This window comes from Sphingobacterium chuzhouense (genome assembly GCF_014692525.1).
GTDB lineage: Bacteria > Bacteroidota > Bacteroidia > Sphingobacteriales > Sphingobacteriaceae > Sphingobacterium > Sphingobacterium chuzhouense.
The window spans coordinates 265,193-285,486 of the sequence record NZ_JACNYL010000001.1; the positions used below are offsets into that span (position 1 = coordinate 265,193).

At 40.7% G+C, this 20,294-nt stretch carries 15 protein-coding genes; 10 read left to right on the top strand and 5 right to left on the bottom strand.

The features are described from left to right. Positions 1 to 451 precede the first annotated feature (451 nt). Together H8B21_RS01150 and H8B21_RS01155 are read left to right on the top strand one after the other, a co-directional pair. Positions 452 to 1,027, top strand: coding sequence for a C40 family peptidase (locus tag H8B21_RS01150; protein WP_130141393.1), 576 nt, complete (start codon positions 452 to 454; stop codon positions 1,025 to 1,027). A gap of 89 nt (positions 1,028 to 1,116) precedes the next feature. Then, positions 1,117 to 1,632: a phosphoribosyltransferase family protein gene (locus H8B21_RS01155; protein ID WP_190311964.1), complete on the top strand. Its 516-nt coding sequence runs from the start codon at positions 1,117 to 1,119 to the stop codon at positions 1,630 to 1,632. Between the two features lie 4 nt (positions 1,633 to 1,636). On the opposite strand, the gene H8B21_RS01160 is transcribed toward H8B21_RS01155, so the two are convergent. The 5 genes from H8B21_RS01160 to H8B21_RS01180 form a co-directional block, all read right to left on the bottom strand. Then, positions 1,637 to 2,935, bottom strand: a complete 1,299-nt coding sequence (locus H8B21_RS01160) for a lytic transglycosylase domain-containing protein (RefSeq protein WP_190311965.1) — start codon at positions 2,933 to 2,935, stop codon at positions 1,637 to 1,639. A 122-nt stretch (positions 2,936 to 3,057) separates the two neighbouring features. Continuing rightward, positions 3,058 to 3,261: a twin-arginine translocase TatA/TatE family subunit gene (locus tag H8B21_RS01165; RefSeq protein WP_105716594.1), complete on the bottom strand. Its 204-nt coding sequence runs from the start codon at positions 3,259 to 3,261 to the stop codon at positions 3,058 to 3,060. A 76-nt stretch (positions 3,262 to 3,337) separates the two neighbouring features. Then, positions 3,338 to 4,609: a murein hydrolase activator EnvC family protein gene (locus H8B21_RS01170; RefSeq protein ID WP_190311966.1), complete on the bottom strand. Its 1,272-nt coding sequence runs from the start codon at positions 4,607 to 4,609 to the stop codon at positions 3,338 to 3,340. A gap of 78 nt (positions 4,610 to 4,687) precedes the next feature. Further along, complete coding sequence (locus H8B21_RS01175; protein ID WP_190311967.1) at positions 4,688 to 5,470, bottom strand: DUF4292 domain-containing protein; 783 nt, start codon at positions 5,468 to 5,470, stop codon at positions 4,688 to 4,690. Further along, entirely contained in the window at positions 5,460 to 7,169 is a 1,710-nt protein-coding gene (locus H8B21_RS01180) for a tetratricopeptide repeat protein (RefSeq protein ID WP_190311968.1), read from the bottom strand. Before H8B21_RS01180 ends, H8B21_RS01175 begins: the two co-directional genes overlap by 11 nt. A gap of 243 nt (positions 7,170 to 7,412) precedes the next feature. Between H8B21_RS01180 and H8B21_RS01185 the strand changes: the two genes are divergently transcribed. From H8B21_RS01185 to H8B21_RS01220, 8 genes are all read left to right on the top strand, one after another. Then, complete coding sequence (locus tag H8B21_RS01185) at positions 7,413 to 7,991, top strand: RNA polymerase sigma factor (protein ID WP_190311969.1); 579 nt, start codon at positions 7,413 to 7,415, stop codon at positions 7,989 to 7,991. Positions 7,992 to 8,067: 76 nt separating this feature from the next. Next, positions 8,068 to 9,213 (top strand): FecR family protein, encoded by a 1,146-nt coding sequence (locus tag H8B21_RS01190; RefSeq protein ID WP_190311970.1) that lies wholly within the window; start codon positions 8,068 to 8,070, stop codon positions 9,211 to 9,213. A gap of 206 nt (positions 9,214 to 9,419) precedes the next feature. Further along, entirely contained in the window at positions 9,420 to 12,806 is a 3,387-nt protein-coding gene (locus tag H8B21_RS01195; RefSeq protein ID WP_223814764.1) for a TonB-dependent receptor, read from the top strand. Positions 12,807 to 12,811: 5 nt separating this feature from the next. Further along, positions 12,812 to 14,704: a RagB/SusD family nutrient uptake outer membrane protein gene (locus H8B21_RS01200; RefSeq protein ID WP_190311972.1), complete on the top strand. Its 1,893-nt coding sequence runs from the start codon at positions 12,812 to 12,814 to the stop codon at positions 14,702 to 14,704. A gap of 156 nt (positions 14,705 to 14,860) precedes the next feature. Next, positions 14,861 to 16,066, top strand: a complete 1,206-nt coding sequence (locus tag H8B21_RS01205; protein ID WP_190311973.1) for a DUF5000 domain-containing lipoprotein — start codon at positions 14,861 to 14,863, stop codon at positions 16,064 to 16,066. Positions 16,067 to 16,077: 11 nt separating this feature from the next. Further along, complete coding sequence (locus H8B21_RS01210) at positions 16,078 to 17,589, top strand: DUF4998 domain-containing protein (protein ID WP_190311974.1); 1,512 nt, start codon at positions 16,078 to 16,080, stop codon at positions 17,587 to 17,589. A gap of 20 nt (positions 17,590 to 17,609) precedes the next feature. Beyond that, entirely contained in the window at positions 17,610 to 19,031 is a 1,422-nt protein-coding gene (locus H8B21_RS01215; protein ID WP_190311975.1) for a phosphodiester glycosidase family protein, read from the top strand. A 196-nt stretch (positions 19,032 to 19,227) separates the two neighbouring features. Further along, entirely contained in the window at positions 19,228 to 20,292 is a 1,065-nt protein-coding gene (locus H8B21_RS01220; protein WP_190311976.1) for a hypothetical protein, read from the top strand. Positions 20,293 to 20,294: the final 2 nt, after the last annotated feature.

The window sequence follows — 20,294 nt, forward strand, 5'->3', positions numbered from 1 at the left end:
AAATAATATGTATACTAACCAAAAAAGCCTTCCCATTTGGAGGAAGGCTCTATATTTTATGTACACTTTCTTATACAATAGAATTACTTCCTCCGATGATTTATGCCGGTGGTAATAATAATCGTTGTAATAATAATGTGTAAACTTTCCATATTTTTGAAAAACGATCTAAATATAGGAGTTTTAATTTGAAACTATCAAATATTTTTTCATTTTCATTAAAATTTTAATAAAGAATGTTTGCAAAAAGTAGATGTACCGCTACAGTACATAAAAAAGGTTATTATTGATAAACAATAAAAAATATGTTAAAATTCGTTAAAACATATTAAATTAATCAAGAATACGCTTGGAAGCGGAGACATTATGTAGTAGATTTGCTCCAGTCCTGTAGAAAATATAAGACAGAACTTAGAAACGTATCATAAATTAAGTGAAATAGGCGAACATAATGAATACAAAAAAACTAATAGCAGGTATGCTTTTCGTAGGCTTATGTGCGGTGTCTCAGGCACAAACAGCAAAATCAACTTCTTCTGACCCTGATAACCTAGCCAAAGAATATTTTTCACAGATAATGGGTGTTGCGTCCAACGCGATGGCAAACACCAAGCTTTATCAATTTGTATACGAATGGTTAGGCACGCCTTACCGCTTGGGTGGTGATTCTAAGAAAGGAATAGACTGTTCTAAATTTTCACTTGCTGTTTATGAAAATGTATTTAATACGACAATAGGTTACAACAGCCGTAATCAATATGCCAATGTAAAACCTATTCGCAAAAACGACTTGCAACCAGGCGACCTTGTATTTTTTAAAATCCGTAGCAGACAAATCACCCATGTGGGCATTTACCTCGGTGATGACAAGTTTGCCCATGCTGCATCTAGCAGAGGCGTTATGATCAGCAATCTTAACGAAGCGTATTGGAAACGTTATTACTATAACGGAGGCAGACCATCAGAAATAAACGAAGCCATGTTAGCTGATGCGGGCTCTGATGACGAAGACAAAAATTTACACTAATTTTTCTCATGACATGATGGAAAAGGTTCGGATGTATAGATATCCGAACCTTTTTTGTATTTTTATACGCAGTAATCAAAGCACATAATATGTCTAACAAACGAACACTCATTTTAGATAAACAGCAGATCCAACAAAAATCTATCCGTATTGCATACCAGATACTCGAAGATAATTTTGAAGAGAAATCGTTGATATTGGTGGGTGTTGCAGACCGAGGCTATGTGTTCGCAAAAAGACTCCAGCAGATTATACAAGATATTGCTCCAGATAAAACAATCGAACTTATTAAAGTCACTATTTCGAAAACGAAAAGAAGTTTGGAAGCGACGACAGATATACCTATTGAAACCGCAAAAAACAAAGTTATTATATTAATTGACGATGTACTCAACAGTGGCCGTACGCTGGCGTATGGGTTGGGCTTATTTCTCAATGTTCCGCTCAAAAAAATGCGAACAGCAGTATTAATTGATCGCTCTCATCATCAGTTCCCATTATTCAGTGATTATTATGGTCTTAAACTCTCCACGATATTAAAGGAACACGTAGAAGTGGAGTTGGAAGAATTTGACCAAAAAGAAGATGCTGCTTGGTTGTCGTAAGTTTTTAAGATTTTTTAATCTTTAACTTCTGCCCTATTTTAAGCCGTGTGTTGCTTAAATTGTTATCTGCTCTTATTTGGGATACCGTAGCGCCTTTGAATCGCGCCGCAATGTGCGATAATGTATCTCCTTTTCTTACGGTATATGTAGTATAGGTCACTGAGCGTTTGGAAGTAGCCTTAGAAGCCGCTACCAACCTTCTCCCTTTGCCGGACGGATGTTTGTTTATGGAAGAAGCGTCATCCACATTAGCGAGCATGCTGGCCGAAACCTCTAATTGATTATTTAATGCAGCATATAATAAGCTATCATTCAAATTATCAGTATCCGGTAGGATCAACCGTTTTGGATTTTCCGTGCTGGCATTTATAATGGAACGTTTATACGCCGGATTGAATTTTTTAATCGTTTCTAGAGGTAGATTGACAGCCTGCGCTATTTGTTCCAAATTGACCGGTCTTTCGACCATAATCGGTTTTCCATCCCAAGCAAGGTCAGTGGGTGCTACGGATATACCATATTCATCTGCATGTTTCAATGCATAGGTCATCGCAATAAATTTTGGTATATAATCTTGCGTTTCCCTCGGTAAATAAGGAGAGAGTTGCCAGAAATCCGGATTTTGCAATCCTGATCGCTGAATAGCACGACGTACACACCCTCTTCCACAATTATAGGAAGCCAACGCCAACAACCAATCGTTAAACTCATCGTAAGCGTCCCGGAAATAACGGCTTGCCGCATGACAAGCTGCATAAGGATCTTTGCGTTCATCTAGATAGCTATCCATTGTCAAATCATAGATTTTCGCTGTGGGATACATAAATTGCCACAGGCCCACTGCACCGGAACGAGATACTAAATGTGGATCTAATGAAGATTCAATAACGGATATATATTTTATTTCGTCGGGTAACTGATTTTCAGAGAATATTTTTTCATATATCGGAAAATAATACTGGGCCAATCCCTGTAACTTGCTCATATAGGGATTGTAATTACGTGAGATATATTTATCGATATAGGATTTTATTTTTTCGTTTATGGCTAATGGAATGGTTCGTTGTATTTTACGCATGCGGTTGAAGATCAATGAGTCTTCGGCTGTATACAATGGATCATAATAAGATAATGTCTTAAGAGAATCCAATCCGGAAATAATAATCTCCCGCTGGCTGGACGCCGCTTCTATCAAATGCAACGGAACAGGTTCAGTATCGACATGGGCCATATCTTGCGCATGTATGGATAGTTCTAATCCGAATACACAAAAAGGTATTAGCCACAAACGGTTTTTAATCATACGGTATTTGGTGTTTTTATGTAAACGTAAATTTTCCCCAAGTAGTATATTCACGTCCAAAAAACTAAAGAGTCTCGAGGAGGCTACTCCGCGAAACTCTTATTTCTTCCTTTTCCCTCTAATTAGTTCTGGGGGTTATTGTTATTATTTGTGCTATTTTGGTTTTCAGTAGGTTCTTCACGCTGGCCATCCTTAAATTCCTTAACGCCACGACCTAGACCTCGCATTAATTCCGGAATCTTTTTACCTCCAAAAAGTAACAAAACCAAAACTACTATGATAATAATCTCTTGCGTCCCAATAAATAATAATCCCGATGTATACATAGTTTTAAAATTCTTAGCGTTGCTTTCATTATCAACGCATTACAAATATATAATTAAAATTCTAAATTCCCTGTAACTATTTTGCTAACCACGAAACCGGGTTCATTGCGGTTTGTCCTTGGAAAACGCCAAAGTTCACAATAGAGTATCCCGCGTCTGGATCCTCACCGGCTATACCAATCTGCTGGCCTCTTCCTACTTTTTGTCCACGTCTTACCGACACACTCTTCAGATTAGAATATGAGGTAAAATATTCCCCGTGTTTAATAACCACAAAACTTCCGATCACCTGTACAACGTCGCCTTCGAAAACCGCTTTTACGGATGCATTGTCGGCTGTACGAATAGCTACATCAGAGTTATCGATACGTACATTTCGCTCCACGGTTTCAAAACCAAAGTTACGCACGACATTTCCTTGTGACACAGGCCACGGCAACCGCCCACGATTCGATTTGAAATCCGCTGAGAGCCTAGCCGCTTCCGGTGTAGAGCGCAGAACTTCACTGTCTGATTTCCGAGGCGTTGTTTTTTCGACTTCTTCAACAGTTTTGCCAGTCCGTTTAGCTTCTGCCTCCGCAGCCTTTCGTCGAGCTTCTTCCGCAAGTCTACGTTGTGCTTCAATTTCTCGACGGATCGCCGCTTGGATCATCGCATCGATACGCTTCTTTTCTTGCTGTTTCTGGCTAAGCTGCCCTCTATATGTAGATTCTTCTTGCTTCAACTGGCTGAGCTCTTTTGCATGCATAGATCGGTCTTTAGCAATGATAGCTTTCTCCTCTTCCTGCTCTTTCAACAGTTTGTTCTGCATTTCCCGGTCTCTCTCCAATTGTGCTATTTTCAGTTCTATTTCCTTTTTGGTAGCTTCAATTTCAGCAGCTTTTATCTTACGTGCATCGTTAAACTGTTGTAAATATTTCACACGTTTAAACGCTTGGTTAAAATCTTTCGAAGCAAAAATAAACATCAGTTTATTATACCCATTTTTATTTCGAAAAGCAAAGAGGATCATTTTCTCATAATCTTTCCGCATCTTTTCCAGCTCAGCCTTTAATTCATTAACAGCTTTTGTATTTTTTTGGATATTATTATTGATAATCCGTAATTCCGAATTTATCGTCTTAATCTTGTCTTCCCGTAGATTTAGTTGCCGACTTAATGCGTTTACCTCTTTTTGAGAAAGTAATTTTTCTTGTGTTTTTGCGCGCACAATCTTCATTAACTCAGCAATCTCTGCATCTATCTTTTCCCGCTGCTTTTTCAATTCGGCACTGCTTTGCGCAGAAACTAACCCTACCCCTACACTGAAAACAAACAAGAAGCTAAATAGTATTTTTTTTATATCCATGAACCGTTTTTCTCTATATTTCGGCAAAAATAAGCCTACAAAAATAAAGATTATTTTGTGCTTTTATTGTGATAATCACTAATTTATTACTTTGTACCTACTAGAAACAGAAAAGGGCATTTCTACATTTTCATTAAAAGACACCCGATTATATCCCAATTGCGCTTTTAAAGACATATCTTCTCCTACGATATTTAACGCTATATTCTGTGGAAAATTATAGCCATCCGTTTTAGCATAATTTCCGTAAAAAGCTTCGAGGTTGTTTGTCCCTCCCACTTCTTGCAAAATAAAGTTAAAAGGACGATTTTCTTGGTTTATCCGGTATTGATAAGATAATTGTTCCTTAATACCTACCACAATAAATTCGTCTGTAGCGCTGGCTACCTGCACATTGTCAGTTCGCAACAAACTCGAGGACACATTTGCCATTAGCAAATCCTGCAGTGTAGCGAATGTAATACCGTGGTTTGTATAATTGTATATATAAGTAAAGGGTTTAGCTATATATTCCCCTTGCAATTTATTGAGTATTTTAACACTATCCGGTGTAATCAAGACACGCGCCACTTCGACGCCCAATATTGCTGTAACGGATAACCAAATTGCTTTATTTCTTTCTATTCGTACATTCAATGTAACGTCCTGTACATTTCTGCCCATCTCGATTTTCGTTTTTGCCCGTCCGGAAAACGTGTGAAAATCTAGATTATTCATTTCGAAAGTCTTAATACTTGCTGCATTAGCTGCACTGATTTCCGTTGGCACATCAGTAGATGGCATTGCTATTTTTCGTTTTGTCTTACAAGAAGCAAACACCAACACACCTACCATCATCAACAAAATTACTCTACTCCACATAACTTTTCGTTGCTATTTTTGACTTTAACTTTTCTACATCTATATCACTTCCCTCACTCATTGCCAATGCTTTTTCCCATTGCCTTAAAGCTTCCTTGCTATTCCCTGATTTAAACAATATATCGCCGTAATGCTCATAAAGCACAGCGGATGGCGAAGATCCTCGAACAGCCTTTTCCATCCATAACAAAGCCTCTTTATAATTTTCTTGCTTAAAGAGTACCCACGCATAGGTGTCTTGAAAGGTACTTGAACCAGGTTCCAATTCGTTGGACTGTCGGGACAATTTTTCCGCCAGTTCCAGTTTATCATTTCGTTCCGCCAGATAATACGCATAATTATTCATAGCTGTCACATTGGTACTATCCAATTTAATAGCCTCTTCATAGGCGACATCCGAAACCTCTGCCATGCCCAGTTTATGGTATAAATCGCCAAGCCCTGCATAGATAAGCGATTGTAAATAAGTATTCTCCTCTCCGCTGTTATCCAATGCGGCTTCCATCAATTTACGGGCATTCTCACCATCGTCTTTCACCATATACGCCAACCCCGTAAAGTACAGCAGCATCGGATTATTAGGGTTTGCCTCTAATGCTTCCATACCATGGTCAACAGCTTGATCTACCTCATTCAGGGCCATTTCCACATTCATCAACATGCGCCAAGCATCTACGTGCGCTCTGTTAATCCCGACTGCCGTAAGAAACAACGATCGCGCCTCCTGCAAATTTCCTCTCCGCCAAAGCACATCCCCTTTCGCTACATGACTATCCGCTATTCGTGGGTGTTTCAACACCAATATGTTTGCTAATTCTTGAATTTGTTCCAATGTTAGTGCAGATTTGCCGCTCAGCAATGTGAACATGACGCGATGCTTGTCCATGTAGTTGACTTCCGTCGATTCAAAAGCTTTTCGCAACGACTCGAATGCCTGTCGGTCTTTCTTTCCGGTTGTATATGCATCTGCTAGATCTAAATACAACAGATGATCATTTGTATTCTTTAATCCTTTCTCCAATATTTGTATAGCCTGCTTCGTCGAATTTTTATCCATGTAGATAAATCCCAATGTACTGTAGACTTGACGAAGGCTAGAGTTATTTTGAACCCGAGGTAACAATATTTTTTCTGCTTCTTGTTTCCTATCCAAATCAACCAACATTTCTGCTTTCATCACATCTAGCGTGTCGGAACTTCCGAATCGGGCAACGGCGTCATCATATACCTTTAATGCGTCATCGGATTGCTTTGAAGCATGTAATAATAGCATCTTCTCCCGGTACAAAGATGCATTGTCGGGATATACCCCAATCGCACGGTCGATAACTGGAATAGCCGCAGCTACATCTCCTTTACTTTTATGCAATTCAACAAGGTAGTTGATATATAACATATTTTTTGGTTCTAACTCCAGAGCTTTTTCCGTCAGCGGGATAGCGACATCAAAATTACGAGCTTGCCCAAATAAAAGTGCTTTTGCGTAATGCACTTCTGCTGCATCGGGATATTGCGCTAGGATAGTATCTAACTTTTCTATAGCTCCTGGAAAATCTCCGGTGCGAAGTTTCCCTTCTACCTCAACCAACAATTGCTTATAAGGCTTATCTCCTATCTGTTCTTGTTGTGCGTAAATATCTACTGAGCAAAACAATCCTAAGATGACAAGTACTCCTATACAAGCTATTTTTTTATACATATTCATTCAAATTCCTTCCTTGTTATACTGATGGAGCAAAGCCCCACTTTATAAAGATGACAAAAAAAAGTAAAAGTTTAGTGTTTGTATCTTAAAATAGGTTAAATTTTGATATTCTCGAATTGTTAAGGCATTATTAACTTTTAACTTTTTTCACGGATTAGCGCCTTCAAGCAATATCGGCTCTTGTTCTTTACAAGATATTTTCTTTAACTTTAGCCCAGTCAACTGTTATAATATCTAATGAGCGCTCTACCCTTTAACGACGAGAAAAACCTGCTACATAAGTTGCAGGAGGGGGATAGATTGGCCTTTGAAATCATATATCATCGGTACAAAGGTCTCTTATACGTTCATGCTTCGAAACATTTAAAAGATCAGGAAGAAGCAAAGGATATTATACATGATATTTTTTCCAACCTATGGCAAAACAGAACCGCGCTTCATATACAGGAAAATCTCACCGCTTATCTCTATCAGGCAGTACGGAATAGAGTTATCAATCAGCAACTCAAAAGTCAGCGAGCAGACGAATACATTGACTCTTTACAAGGATTTATCGATCATGTTCAGGTAGATACTGACCACCGCGTCAGGGAAAAGATGTTAACGGCGCTTATTGAACATGAGATAGCGTCCTTACCCCCCAAAATGCGCATGGTATTCGAGCTTAGCCGAAAAGAAGGTCTTTCTCACAAAGAAATTGCTGAACAGCTCAATATTAGTGAACAAAGTGTGCGAAGCCATGTGAAAGGCGCACTCAAAATCCTACGCTTGCGACTGGGTATCCTCTTCATATTTATCTATTTCACAGGTATTTAGAAATAAATTATTTTTTTTACCCCCCAACAATCATTTCGTTTGTCTCTTTTTGTATATAAACCGAAAGGGGAAACAATTGAAAGGACAAAAATATAATGCAAGAGATATTCTATATCGCTACATCAAGGGTCAATGTACCCAAGAAGAGCAAGCTTGGGTAGAAGATTGGTACAAAGAGAACTATAGCGCAGATTTTGAAATAGATTCGTTTCTGGCTGAAGAGCATTTTAGCAGCGTATGGCAAGACCTGCAACTCGATCTCGATAAAAAGAGTACATGGTCATTCCGAAAGATTGCGGCAATAGCAGCGTCTGTAGCTATTATACTTGGAATTAGCACATTTTACCTGCTGCGACCTCTTTCTCTCGAGGACCAACAAATAGCTGTTCAACAACAGGAAAGTCAAATAAAGGCGGGTAGAAATCAAGCGTTGCTTACGTTAGGTGATGGACAAAAAATTCATCTTGATAATGTGGCTATTGGAGATCACGTTACCGAAAACAACATTATGATTACCAAATTAGATGATGGTACTTTAGTATACACAGCAGATGCTCTCTCGGCACCTTTACAGGAAGAAACCTACCACACCATTTCTACACCCCGTGGCGGACAATATAAAGTGGTATTACCTGACCATTCTATTGTTTGGCTTAACGCCGCTTCTTCACTCCGTTTTCCGACTGCTTTTAAGGGTAGTACACGTACTGTAGAACTTATAGGCGAAGGTTACTTTGAGATAACACATCATCAACACAAACCTTTCATTGTCATGTCACAAGACCAACAAACAATTGTCAAAGGAACTAAATTCAATATCACGGCATATCCAGACGACCCCGACAAGATTACAACATTGCTACAGGGTTCGGTGTTAGTGAAAAACAGCCGTTATACAAAAGCAGCTGAAGTGTTGCTTCAACCGAATGAACAGGCGATACTACAACAAAATACTATTGTGAAATCCAAAGTGGAAGCTACAGATGCCGTTGCTTGGAAAAACGGCAAATTTATATTTAACGACACACCTTTACAAACAATCATGCAACAACTTGCACGCTGGTATGACATAGAGGTTGTTTACTCTACATCAATAAAGGGAATTACATTTACAGGTGCGGTGTCCCGGTTCGATGACATACAGGACGTACTGCGAAAAATATCGCTCACCGAAAGTATACAATTCGAAACGAAAGGAAGGAGGGTTATGGTACGACATTAAAATATGTTGGAGGGTGACTTAACACGAAAAAACCGAATTCCGATTGCGGCGGAATCCGGCGTATCATTAGGGAACCACAGATTAAAATTTTACATCAGACATATATAAAATATATTGCTAACCCTAACTAATTCAAATATATGAATTTTTACAACTATGTTATTGTATGGCGAACATTTATACATTCAATAACATTTAAGAGGATTATGATGAGGATACAACTTGTATTACTGTCTCTTTTTTTAATTTTACAAATACACGCTACCGACCTGAAAGCCCAACGACTAACCTTAAATGCAAGCCGGATGTCCTTGGAAAATGTGCTAAAAGAAATAACCAGGCAAACTTCTTATGACTTTCTGTATAATCCCACGCTATTAAAAAAATACGGGATACCGGTTACGGTACAGGGGAAAAATCTATCCCTTGAAAATGTACTTGCTGAAATCTTCGAAGATCAACCCAATTTGTCGTATACTATTGATCAAAAGACGGTTATTATACGCCCAAAACGAATAGAAATAACCTCCAAGACAATGAATTTACAACAGCAAATACAAGGTAAGATAACCGGTGAAGACGGAAATCCGCTAACGGGTGTAAATATACTCATTAAAGGAACGGAAACCGGAACAACCACAGACTTATACGGAAACTATTCTATCGCGGTACCTACTCAAGATATCATATTGATTTTCAGCCGAATCGGTTTCGTTACACAGGAAGTGCCAACAGAAGGAAGAAAGGAAATTTCCATTGTTTTGCTACAAGAAGATCGCGATATAGACGAAGTTGTAGTAGTGGCTTTTGGGCAACAGAAAAAAACAGATCTGATTGGTGCCGTTACATCGATAAACCCCTCTGAACTAAACGTACCATCAAGTAATTTGACGACCGCGCTGGCGGGTCGGTTAGCGGGTGTTATCGCCTACCAGCGTAGCGGGGAACCCGGTCAGGATAACGCGGATTTCTTCATTAGAGGAGTGACGACATTTGGATACAAGACCGATCCGCTAATCTTGATTGACGGTGTGGAGTTGACCAGTACGGATCTAGCTCGTCTACAACCGGACGATATTGCCAGTTTCTCCATCATGAAAGATGCCACCGCCACAGCCTTATATGGTGCCCGCGGTGCAAATGGAGTAATCCTCGTGACGACTAAAGAAGGGAAAGAAGGTCCGGCAAAAATCTCATTCCGGCTTGAAAACTCTATATCAACACCTACACAGAATGTGGAACTAGCAGACCCGGTAACCTATATGAAACTGCATAATGAGGCGGTCCGAACACGGAATCCGGACGATCGCTTACCTTATCTCCAATCTAAAATTGATAATACTATTGCGGGTCTTAACCCCTATATGTACCCCGCCGTCGATTGGCGAAAAGAACTATTCAAAGATTACACGATGAATCAGCGCGCCAATATGAGTATCAGTGGGGGTGGTAAGGTGACAAAATATTACGTCGCCGGTACATTCAACCAAGACAACGGTGTTTTAAAAGTAGATAACCGAAATAATTTCAACAATAACATCAACCTCAAAAGCTATTTGTTGCGCTCGAATGTAACTGTCAGTCTGTTCCCTTCTACCGAGATGGGTGTACGTCTATACGGGTCATTTGATGACTATGTAGGTCCAATCGACAGCGGGACTGGTCTATACAACAAGGTGATGCGAAGCAATCCCGTTTTATTTCCGGCCTATTATCCGATTACAGCAGAGAACCAACATGTCAGCCATATCATGTTTGGAAATGCCGAAGCTGGGGACGATCAATTGTATATTAATCCCTATGCCGATATGGTAAAGGGATATCGTAATTACTCCCGTTCATTGATGATGGCACAATTGGAATTACGGCAAGATTTGTCTTCCCTCACCGAGGGGCTCTCCTTCAGGGTATTGGGAAATACTAACAGAAGATCTTACTTTAGCGTGACCCGCTCCTATCAACCTTTTTACTACGAGGCAAATAATTACAATCGACATGAGAATACCTTCCGACTTCGTGGACTAAATGAACGAGAGGGCACCGAATATCTAGATTATAACCTAGGCAACCGAACCATTTCCACACTTTTCTATCTGGAATCTGCCCTTAACTACAACCGGACATTCAATGAGAAACACGGCACCAGTGGTATGTTAGTATACATTATGCGAAATGAGCTTAACACTGATGGAGCTAATTTACAAGAATCGCTACCCTACCGAAATCTGGGCTTATCGGGACGTTTTACCTATTCATATGACAATCGCTATTTGGCAGAATTTAATTTCGGCTTTAATGGATCCGAAAGATTTCATCGGGACCATCGATTCGGCTTTTTCCCAGCAGCAGGGGTCGCGTGGCATGTTTCCAATGAGAAGTTCTGGGAACCATTAGCGAAACATGTCAATTTATTGAAACTCCGCGGAACCTATGGTATTGTCGGCAATGATGCCATCGGTAGTGCTGCCGATCGTTTCTTCTACCTATCTAATATTAATATGAATAGCAGTGCCAGAGGGGCAAGCTTTGGTACCGAATGGAATTATAATATAAACGGTGTTGCTATAGAACGGTATGAAAATCGAGATATTACCTGGGAAACTGCCGAGAAAGTGAACCTTGGTATAGAAATCGGACTATGGAATAAGATTGGCATACAAGCGGATATTTTTTCCGAATACCGGCGAAACATTTTGATGACCCGTGCTTCCATCCCTACAACGATGGGATTGGCGGTTCCAATCCGCGCCAATGTGGGTGAAGCTTCTGGTAGAGGTGTCGATATATCTGTCGATTACAAACATAGCTTTGGTTTATCCGGCGCTTGGTTAACGGCCCGTGGAAATTTTACGTATGCCACCAGCCGATATGAAGTATACGAAGAACCTGACTATAGCCGGAATCCCCATCTCTCGCGTGTAGGCATGCCGATCAGTCAACAATGGGGATACGTTGCAGAACGCTTATTTATTGATGATGAGGATGTAAGCAACTCTCCTCCGCAGAGCATAGGAGCTTATATGGCAGGGGATATTAAATACCGCGACATCAACGGTGACGGACAAATAAGTACATTAGACCGTGTTCCTATTGGAAATCCGACCACACCGGAGATTGTTTATGGTTTCGGATTTTCCTCTGGATACAAACGATTTGATCTCTCTGCTTTTTTTCAAGGCCTAACTAACGAATCGTTTTGGATCAGCACATCTGGCACAAATACCACGCATCCTTTTGTAGGGAACAGACAGATGTTGCAAGCTTACGCTGAAGACCATTGGTCGGAAAGTAACCGGCAAAACTATGCCCTCTGGCCAAGACTTAGTGCGGTTTCCGTTGCCAATAACAACGCACAAAGCACATGGTTTATGCGCGATGGCACGTTCCTGCGTCTTAAGACAGTGGAATTTGGATACACAATCCCCAAAGACAGGCTCAAACGATTGGGAATGGATAGCTTCAGGTTGTACCTCAGTGGTATCAATCTCCTGACGTGGAGCCGATTTAAATTATGGGATATTGAGATGGCTGGTAACGGTCTAGGCTATCCTATCCAAAAAACGTACAATTTTGGTGTGTTATTAAACTTTTAAGCGAAATGAAGAAAACAATTATACTTTTTAGCCTGGTATTCAGCTTAAACGCTTGTAATTATTTAGACGTTGTTCCAGACAATGTCGCTACTATAAATAACGCCTTTACCATGCGGAGTATGGCAGAACGCTATTTATTCACCTGTTATTCTTATCTTCCTCAGCATGCGGGTCCGTATCAAGGTGATCCCGCGCTAAACGGTGGCGATGAAATTTGGTATTATTCCTATATATTCACAGATGCCAATCCCACAGCTTTTCGTATCGCATTAGGCGAACAGAACATAACGAATCCCTATATCAATTTTTGGGATGGAACGCAATATGGTTCCCCTTTATTCCAAGCCTTAAGAGATTGTAATATCTTTCTCGAAAATATCAACAGCGTACCGGATATGACAGAAATTGAAAAACGCCGTTGGAGCGCAGAGGTCAAGTTCTTGAAAGCCTATTACCATTTCTGGCTTTTACGTTGCTATGGGCCAATTCCGTTAATAAAAGAGAACCTATCGATATCTGCAACACCGGAAGACGTTCGTGTAACACGCAGACCGGTAGACGAATGTGTTACATACATTGCGGAACTCCTTGACGAAGCTGCTGAAAATCTACCTGAAATTATCCTCTTTGAACTGGAAGAACGCGGACGTGCCACAAAACCAATGGCCAAAGCTGTGAAAGCACAACTATTGGTAATGGCAGCTAGTCCACTTTTCAACGGAAATCCAGACTATGCACAGATTAGAAATCATGACGGTGAACAGCTTTTTACTGCACAATTCGACAACCAAAAATGGATACTTGCAGCGGACGCCTGTAGAGAAGCGATTGAATTGGCGCACGACGCCGGCCATGCTTTATATTATTTTAATCCATCGCTCAGTGTACATCCCATTTCTGAAGTAACGCGGACCGAGCTCAATATTCGAAATAGTGTAACTGAACGCTGGAATCCGGAAATTATCTGGGGAAACCCCAATAGTAGAGCCCAGCAGATCCAACAAAGATCGCAGCCCCGTGTATTTCCCGATGCTGCTCACCAAACAGCTACGGACGGCCGCTATGCAGCTACTTTAAAAATGGCAGAACTTTATCACTCGAAGAATGGCGTACCCATAAATGAAGACCTCCAATATGACTATACCAACAGGCTTGATCTTCGGTTGGCTACGGATGACGATCGCCTATATATTCAGCCCGGCAAGGAAACAGCCATTCTGCATTTTGACAGGGAGCCTCGGTTCTATGCCAGTCTAGGCTTTGATACCGGGCGTTGGTATGGACAAGGACGGTATGATGACACAGATAATTTCTATATCACGGCGAAAGCACAGGAAATAGCGGGTATCGCAGCGTATAAATTTTCTGTGACCGGCTACTGGCCTAAAAAACTAGTAAACTATCTTAATGTGGCTTCAGCCAATGGTTACTCTATACAACAATATCCATGGCCGGTTATTCGGTTAGCGAACCTGTATCTTTTGTATGCGGAGGCATTGAATGAAGCGGATGGTGTAGAAGACGACATTCTTTATTGGGTAGACCAAATACGCGAACGGGCAGGGTTAAATCCCGTCAAACAATCTTGGAGCAATTTTTCTCGTCAACCGTCCAAACCCACCACGAAAGCGGGCAGACGGGACATCATCCATACTGAACGACTGATCGAACTCGCATTTGAAGGACAGCGGTTTTGGGATCTCAGAAGATGGAAAAAAGCAGAGGATGAGCTCAATAAGCCCATCACCGGATGGAATATCGAAGGTATAACAGCGCAAGACTATTATCGAATACGTACCCTTTGGAATCAAACATTTACCAAAAGAGACTATTTATGGCCTCTTCGTGAACAGACTTTATTAGAAAACAATGCCCTAGTGCAAAACTATGGATGGTAAATCAATGACTCCAGATAAAAAATAGCATTTAAAGTCCAAACTCTACCATCGAGATTAAGGTAACTGACAGATTTGGAAAGATATCCATGGAAACGATGACCAGGCCAAAAGTATTCCATTATTCGATGAAATAGAAAAATTATAAATCGCAGAAAAATGAAGAAATTATATTATTTAGGCTTACTGATCTGTATATACATCATGAGCTGTAAAGAGGAGAAGTTTGGACCCACTATAGAGGAAGGTTCGACTCCAGCAATGATATCAAACGTCAGTACTGAAAATATGCCGGGCGGTGCTAGGATTACGTACAATGTCCCTGCCGATCCTAATCTACTGTATGTAGAAGCAGAATATATTGCCAGCAATGGACAACTTGCAAATGTCCGCGCAAGTCACTACACCAATACGTTAACTATCGAGGGATTAGGTTCTACGAACGATAAAGAAATCAAGTTGTATTCTGTTGGTAAAAACGAAAAGCGTTCTGAACCCATTGTCACCGTTATACACCCGCTCACACCTCCCGTAATCGAAGTGTTTAATTCTTTGGACCTTAAAGAGGATTTCGGAGGAATTTCGATCAATTTCGTCAACGAGCATAAAGCGAATATTGCCATTATCGTGACAACCAAAAACGATTTGGGAGATGAAGTCGTTGCTGACATTCACTATACCAGTCGCGAAGGCGGGAGGTTTGCTCTTCGGGGTTACCCGTCTGATCCCAGAGATTTCAGCGTTCAGATACGGGATAAATGGGAAAATTTTTCGAACAAACTTGATACGACAGTAACTCCTATATATGAAATGGAAATGAATAAAGCAAAATTCCGGGAAGTCAAACTTCCTACGGACGCCCTTCAGTGGAGTAATATTCCTATGACGAACCTCTGGAGTAACAGTCTTGTCGGGGGATCCGCTGTATCCAATAGAGGGACAGCGTGGTATCGTACAGCAAATGGTTCGGGAATTCCTCATCATTTCACTTTTGAGTTAGGTGTTACCGCGAAACTCAGTCGGTATATACAACACCAACGAGGGGTTATCTCAGAACCAGAATTGGTTTATAATGCCGGTAATCCACGCTACTGGGAAGTATGGGGCGCGACCCATCCAGATCCGTCGGGTTCTTGGGAGGGATGGACCAAGTTACTCGACTGTACTTCTATCAAGCCGTCAGGTCAACCGTTAACCCAAAATAGCGATGAAGACGTTGCCTACGCCTTAGCAGGTGAAGAGTTTGAGTTTCCGTTCGATGCACCTCCAGTACGGTATATCCGTATTAAGATCCTGGGCACTTGGGGTCTTACAGATTTCATGCATATTGGTGAACTCACATTTTTCGGGGAAGTTGTCAACTAAAAAATTTTTTTATGAACAAAAGATTAAAACAGCATATTTTCAGCACTATTGCTATTCTTTTCGGCGCTATCTTACTCGTTGGAAGCTGTAAAAAACAAGACGAAGTATACCGCAAGTATATCGAAAACGGAGAAATCCTTTACTTAGGTAAAGCAGATTCTTTGCTTGCCTATTCTGGTTATCAGCGAGCAAAAGTATTATGGCTACCTCCGAAAGATCCGAAAGTAGAATCTATTAAAGTTCTCTGGAACGACAACCAAGATTCTTTGCTTGTTCCTGTGAAACGACATATAGAGGGTGATTTTCAAGAGGTTATTATCGATAATCTGACAGAGGGCGTACAGACTTTTGTTGTGCACTCTATCAACAGCGATGGTTACTCGTCTATAAAATCAGAGTTGAATATCCCGGTATACGGCGAAAGTTATATCGGCTCCTTGCTGAATCGGTTTCCATCAGGTATAGAATATTGGGACAATACGTTAAACGTGACATTTATGGCTGCCGAGGAATCCGTTGTCATGACCGAATTTACGTATACCGATATCCATGGTGAAATCCAAATTGCCGGGCTTCCCGATTCTATAAATACCATAACTATAGATGACTTAGATCCAGACTATCCGGTAAGATACCGTACAGAACATTCGCCGGATAGCAATGCTATTGATCAATTTTTTACTGCTTATGAAGAAATGGAAGTGCATGATTTAGGAAAGACGCCAATCATCTTCACTGGTTATTGTGCCGATCCACAGGGTGGCGATGGCAACTACGAGTATCTCCAACTTATGGCAACCATCGACATTGATTTCAGCAAAACTCCATTTTGCGTGGTTACCTGCCAAAATGGAGGAAGCACAGCACCAGATGCCGGAGTACCTCCATCGCAAGGCTGGGCCGCAGGAGGAGGGCGTACTTATAAATTTAACCTCACCCAAGGCAACGTGAGCAAAGGAGAATTTTTCTATGTAGGTGGTGACAGTAGACTTATCAATGGCGCAAACTCTACTAACATCGAGCATGCAAAATGGGTAAGAACAATCAACTATACAAATACTGCCGGAGATGGCTTCGGCAGCAGTACTTCTGGTCTAATGCCGAACAGTGGATATGCAGCCGGGATGGCAGTATTTTTCGGAATGGAAGTCACTAACGAATCGAGTCCTGTTGACGTAGTATTTTACGGCCCCACGCTCGAAACACATCCTACTCACGTTCCAGCTACAATCATCAATGAAGAATTGTACCCAGACAGAGGATATCGTGTAGCAGAAAACGATCACTATAGTCCAGTTGATAATGCTACGGGAGTAAATCAGCCTTTTTTCTGGCAGGGAACCAATACCCATCGTATCCAACATGTCACCGGTCAGGGATTATTTATCAAATTGGGAGGCGTGTTTGATACCGAAACTCAGAAATGGCAGACTCCGAGAGCCTACAGAATGGATCAAATGTCAAGCAGTACGCCATTGTCGTTTATAGAAACAGGCGATGGGGTAACCACTATCATTAATTAAATGAACACAAGAAAATAGCAATGAAAAATAAATTAAATTATATCCATTTACTTCTGTTTTTTATCACGGCATCTTTTTTAACAGTATCCTGCGGTAAAAATTCTGCCGACGAGGGTCCGGATGACGATCCAACAGGAGGAAACAGACCGTCCATCGCTTCCATATCGCCTGAAAGAGGGACAGCAGGCACTATAATTACCCTTACTGGAACAGGTTTTGGAAGCGACCCATCCGATGTAAGGGTTCAATTTAGCTCCGTAGAAGTAAGGACCGTTATTTCCGTTACCGATACGCAGATAGAAGTAGAAGCACCTGCGGGTTTTTCAGATCGCACAGTAAATGTCCGGGCGATTGCGTCGAAAGCATCATCGAATGTAGTGGATTTCTATTATATCGATGCAACAGCTCCTTCAATAACCTCCACGACGGCCACATGCTTTTATAATTCCTCGGTGGTTATTATCGGTAGCAATTTCAGTCCGAATAAGGATGACAATATCGTGAAATTTGGGACGGTAGAGGCAACAGTTACGGAAGCCAGCAGAACCTCCTTGACGGTGACGACTCCCGATTTAGGCGACGCTACGGATGTCGATATTACCGTTACCAAATTCGACTTGATTTCAAATGCACACAACATTACGGTAGATATCGACCAAAACAAGGTTGCTACATACGCGTGGACTACGCATATCGTGAGATCTGGCGTTGAGTATAAAACGGGCGAATTTAGTTTGTTCGGTTCAGATATACGCAAGATACATGTTTTAGACGTTACGTTAAACGAAACGAATACCTTGGGAATAGGATTTAACGACCCCGGAAAATCTACCGTAGCTCTCTGTCGTGACAATGAAGCGATAGCAGGCGTCAATGCCGGTTATTTCCCTTTGGGAGGCGCCAGCGACAAAGATCCGTATATTCGGATCAATGGTACAACGATACAGGATGGGCATCTGGGCGTAAGCCAAATCTTTACAAACTCAGCACTCTTAATACATAATAATGTAGCGACGATAAGGAAATTTACCGAAAGTGGAACTAATTTGAATCAAACGGCGGCAGCTATTCCTGTATCAGAAGCAGAAAACATTATTGTATGTGGACCTATGCTGATTGTAGACGGTGTAATCGAGAATTTGAATATGGAGACAGGCCATAATAATGCGATTACCGGGAGAACTGGATTGGGAGTAACAGCCGACGGTAAACAGGTATTTATGGTGGTAATTGAATATAGAACGAATGGCACTACTCCTCCTAAAGGTATGACAACATTGGAGCTGGCGAAGGTCTTACAGGCCTTAGGATCGATCAATGCCATGAACTTGGACGGCGGAGGTTCATCAACAATGTTTGTAGAAGGACAAGGTACCGATGGACGTGTTAGTGTGAATGGAAGCTCCATGCGGTCTATCAGAAGTGTGATCTATGTGAAGTAATAAGCTAGCGACAGACAGCAGTTGTTTGTCTGTCGCTAGTCTTCCCAAAAGAAACATAATTTTTAGAGAACATTATCATATTATTAAATACATGAAAATTTACTGGATAACTATATCAATGGGATGCTTATTTCTAATATGGATATGTTTTTCGAGGATAAATGCTCAACCAACGACAGACGAAACACTTCATTTTTTGGACACGGTAAAAACAAAAATATATTCCGAAGAAGAGAAAGTCGCTGGAATCAAAAGAATATATAAAGGAAAATTCAATACATGGGAAGAACAATTGAAGTTCGCCAAAATTGACGGTGGTAATGAAAGGTATTTACATAAAAATAGTCTCTACTTGCTATATTATACAGTAACCACCGAGAAGAAGCCCTTGATTGCTTCTGATAGTATAATTGTTATTGCTCACGGCAACAATACTTTATCAATTTTACCTGTTCACGTGGATAAAGTGGAAGCTTTGAGTCAAGAGAACAGAAAAAAACAAATCATAGAACTTTTTCAGGAACTAGATTCTAATCTTTTTGAAGTTAAATTAAAATGGGAGCATAACGGTAATCGGTTTGAGACAGATTGTATTGTCTCTGAGAGATTTAACTGCATCGTCTATGATCCTATATTATCTAATGCATTTATATTTCGAGATGAGAATACCTCTGCCGCCGCGCATATCTACCACGACAAGAGTGAGAACAACAAAAGGGACAGCAGTGTAAAAGATTTAGCTGAAAAAATAAGTAAGGTACGAGAACGCGGGAAGTTATCACTCGTAGAGGAACAAACAGGTGGATTTGAATCGTGGGAAGAACAATTGGATTTTATTAGACAGGGAGGGTATAAAGGAGTGTTGAATTCGAGCGACCTAAGTCTAGTTTCCTATAAATTGGTTGATGAAAAACAAACCCCTAATCTGGAAGAATTTAAAAAGATGCCTGTAACGATAATCAGTGTAAACGACCAAAGAAAGATTCCGATAATTATGAAAATACCGGAAAAATCGAAACTCAGCATCTATTACAACACCAGGAAGCGGACTATGATTGATTATTATGACGAATTGGATGCTAATCTTCGGTTGGTTAAATTGGTGTGGAAATATCAAGAAACGGAATTTCACACCTATTGTGTAGTGTCGGAAATTAAGAATACAATTATATATGACGATATTCTTTCCAATGCTTTCGTTACCGAATCTACAATCACAAGTTCAGCAAGAGAATATGATTCAGTTTTAACATCTCCATAATC

What these genes read in the sequence shown, in the direction of transcription:
- H8B21_RS01150 (WP_130141393.1), top strand. Translation starts at nt 452, where the DNA reads ATGAATACAAAAAAACTAATAGCAGGTATGCTTTTCGTAGGCTTATGT.
- H8B21_RS01155 (WP_190311964.1), top strand. Translation starts at nt 1,117, where the DNA reads ATGTCTAACAAACGAACACTCATTTTAGATAAACAGCAGATCCAACAA.
- H8B21_RS01160 (WP_190311965.1), bottom strand. Translation starts at nt 2,935, where the DNA reads ATGATTAAAAACCGTTTGTGGCTAATACCTTTTTGTGTATTCGGATTA.
- H8B21_RS01165 (WP_105716594.1), bottom strand. Translation starts at nt 3,261, where the DNA reads ATGTATACATCGGGATTATTATTTATTGGGACGCAAGAGATTATTATC.
- H8B21_RS01170 (WP_190311966.1), bottom strand. Translation starts at nt 4,609, where the DNA reads ATGGATATAAAAAAAATACTATTTAGCTTCTTGTTTGTTTTCAGTGTA.
- H8B21_RS01175 (WP_190311967.1), bottom strand. Translation starts at nt 5,470, where the DNA reads ATGTGGAGTAGAGTAATTTTGTTGATGATGGTAGGTGTGTTGGTGTTT.
- H8B21_RS01180 (WP_190311968.1), bottom strand. Translation starts at nt 7,169, where the DNA reads ATGTATAAAAAAATAGCTTGTATAGGAGTACTTGTCATCTTAGGATTG.
- H8B21_RS01185 (WP_190311969.1), top strand. Translation starts at nt 7,413, where the DNA reads ATGAGCGCTCTACCCTTTAACGACGAGAAAAACCTGCTACATAAGTTG.
- H8B21_RS01195 (WP_223814764.1), top strand. Translation starts at nt 9,420, where the DNA reads ATGATGAGGATACAACTTGTATTACTGTCTCTTTTTTTAATTTTACAA.
- H8B21_RS01200 (WP_190311972.1), top strand. Translation starts at nt 12,812, where the DNA reads ATGAAGAAAACAATTATACTTTTTAGCCTGGTATTCAGCTTAAACGCT.
- H8B21_RS01205 (WP_190311973.1), top strand. Translation starts at nt 14,861, where the DNA reads ATGAAGAAATTATATTATTTAGGCTTACTGATCTGTATATACATCATG.
- H8B21_RS01210 (WP_190311974.1), top strand. Translation starts at nt 16,078, where the DNA reads ATGAACAAAAGATTAAAACAGCATATTTTCAGCACTATTGCTATTCTT.
- H8B21_RS01215 (WP_190311975.1), top strand. Translation starts at nt 17,610, where the DNA reads ATGAAAAATAAATTAAATTATATCCATTTACTTCTGTTTTTTATCACG.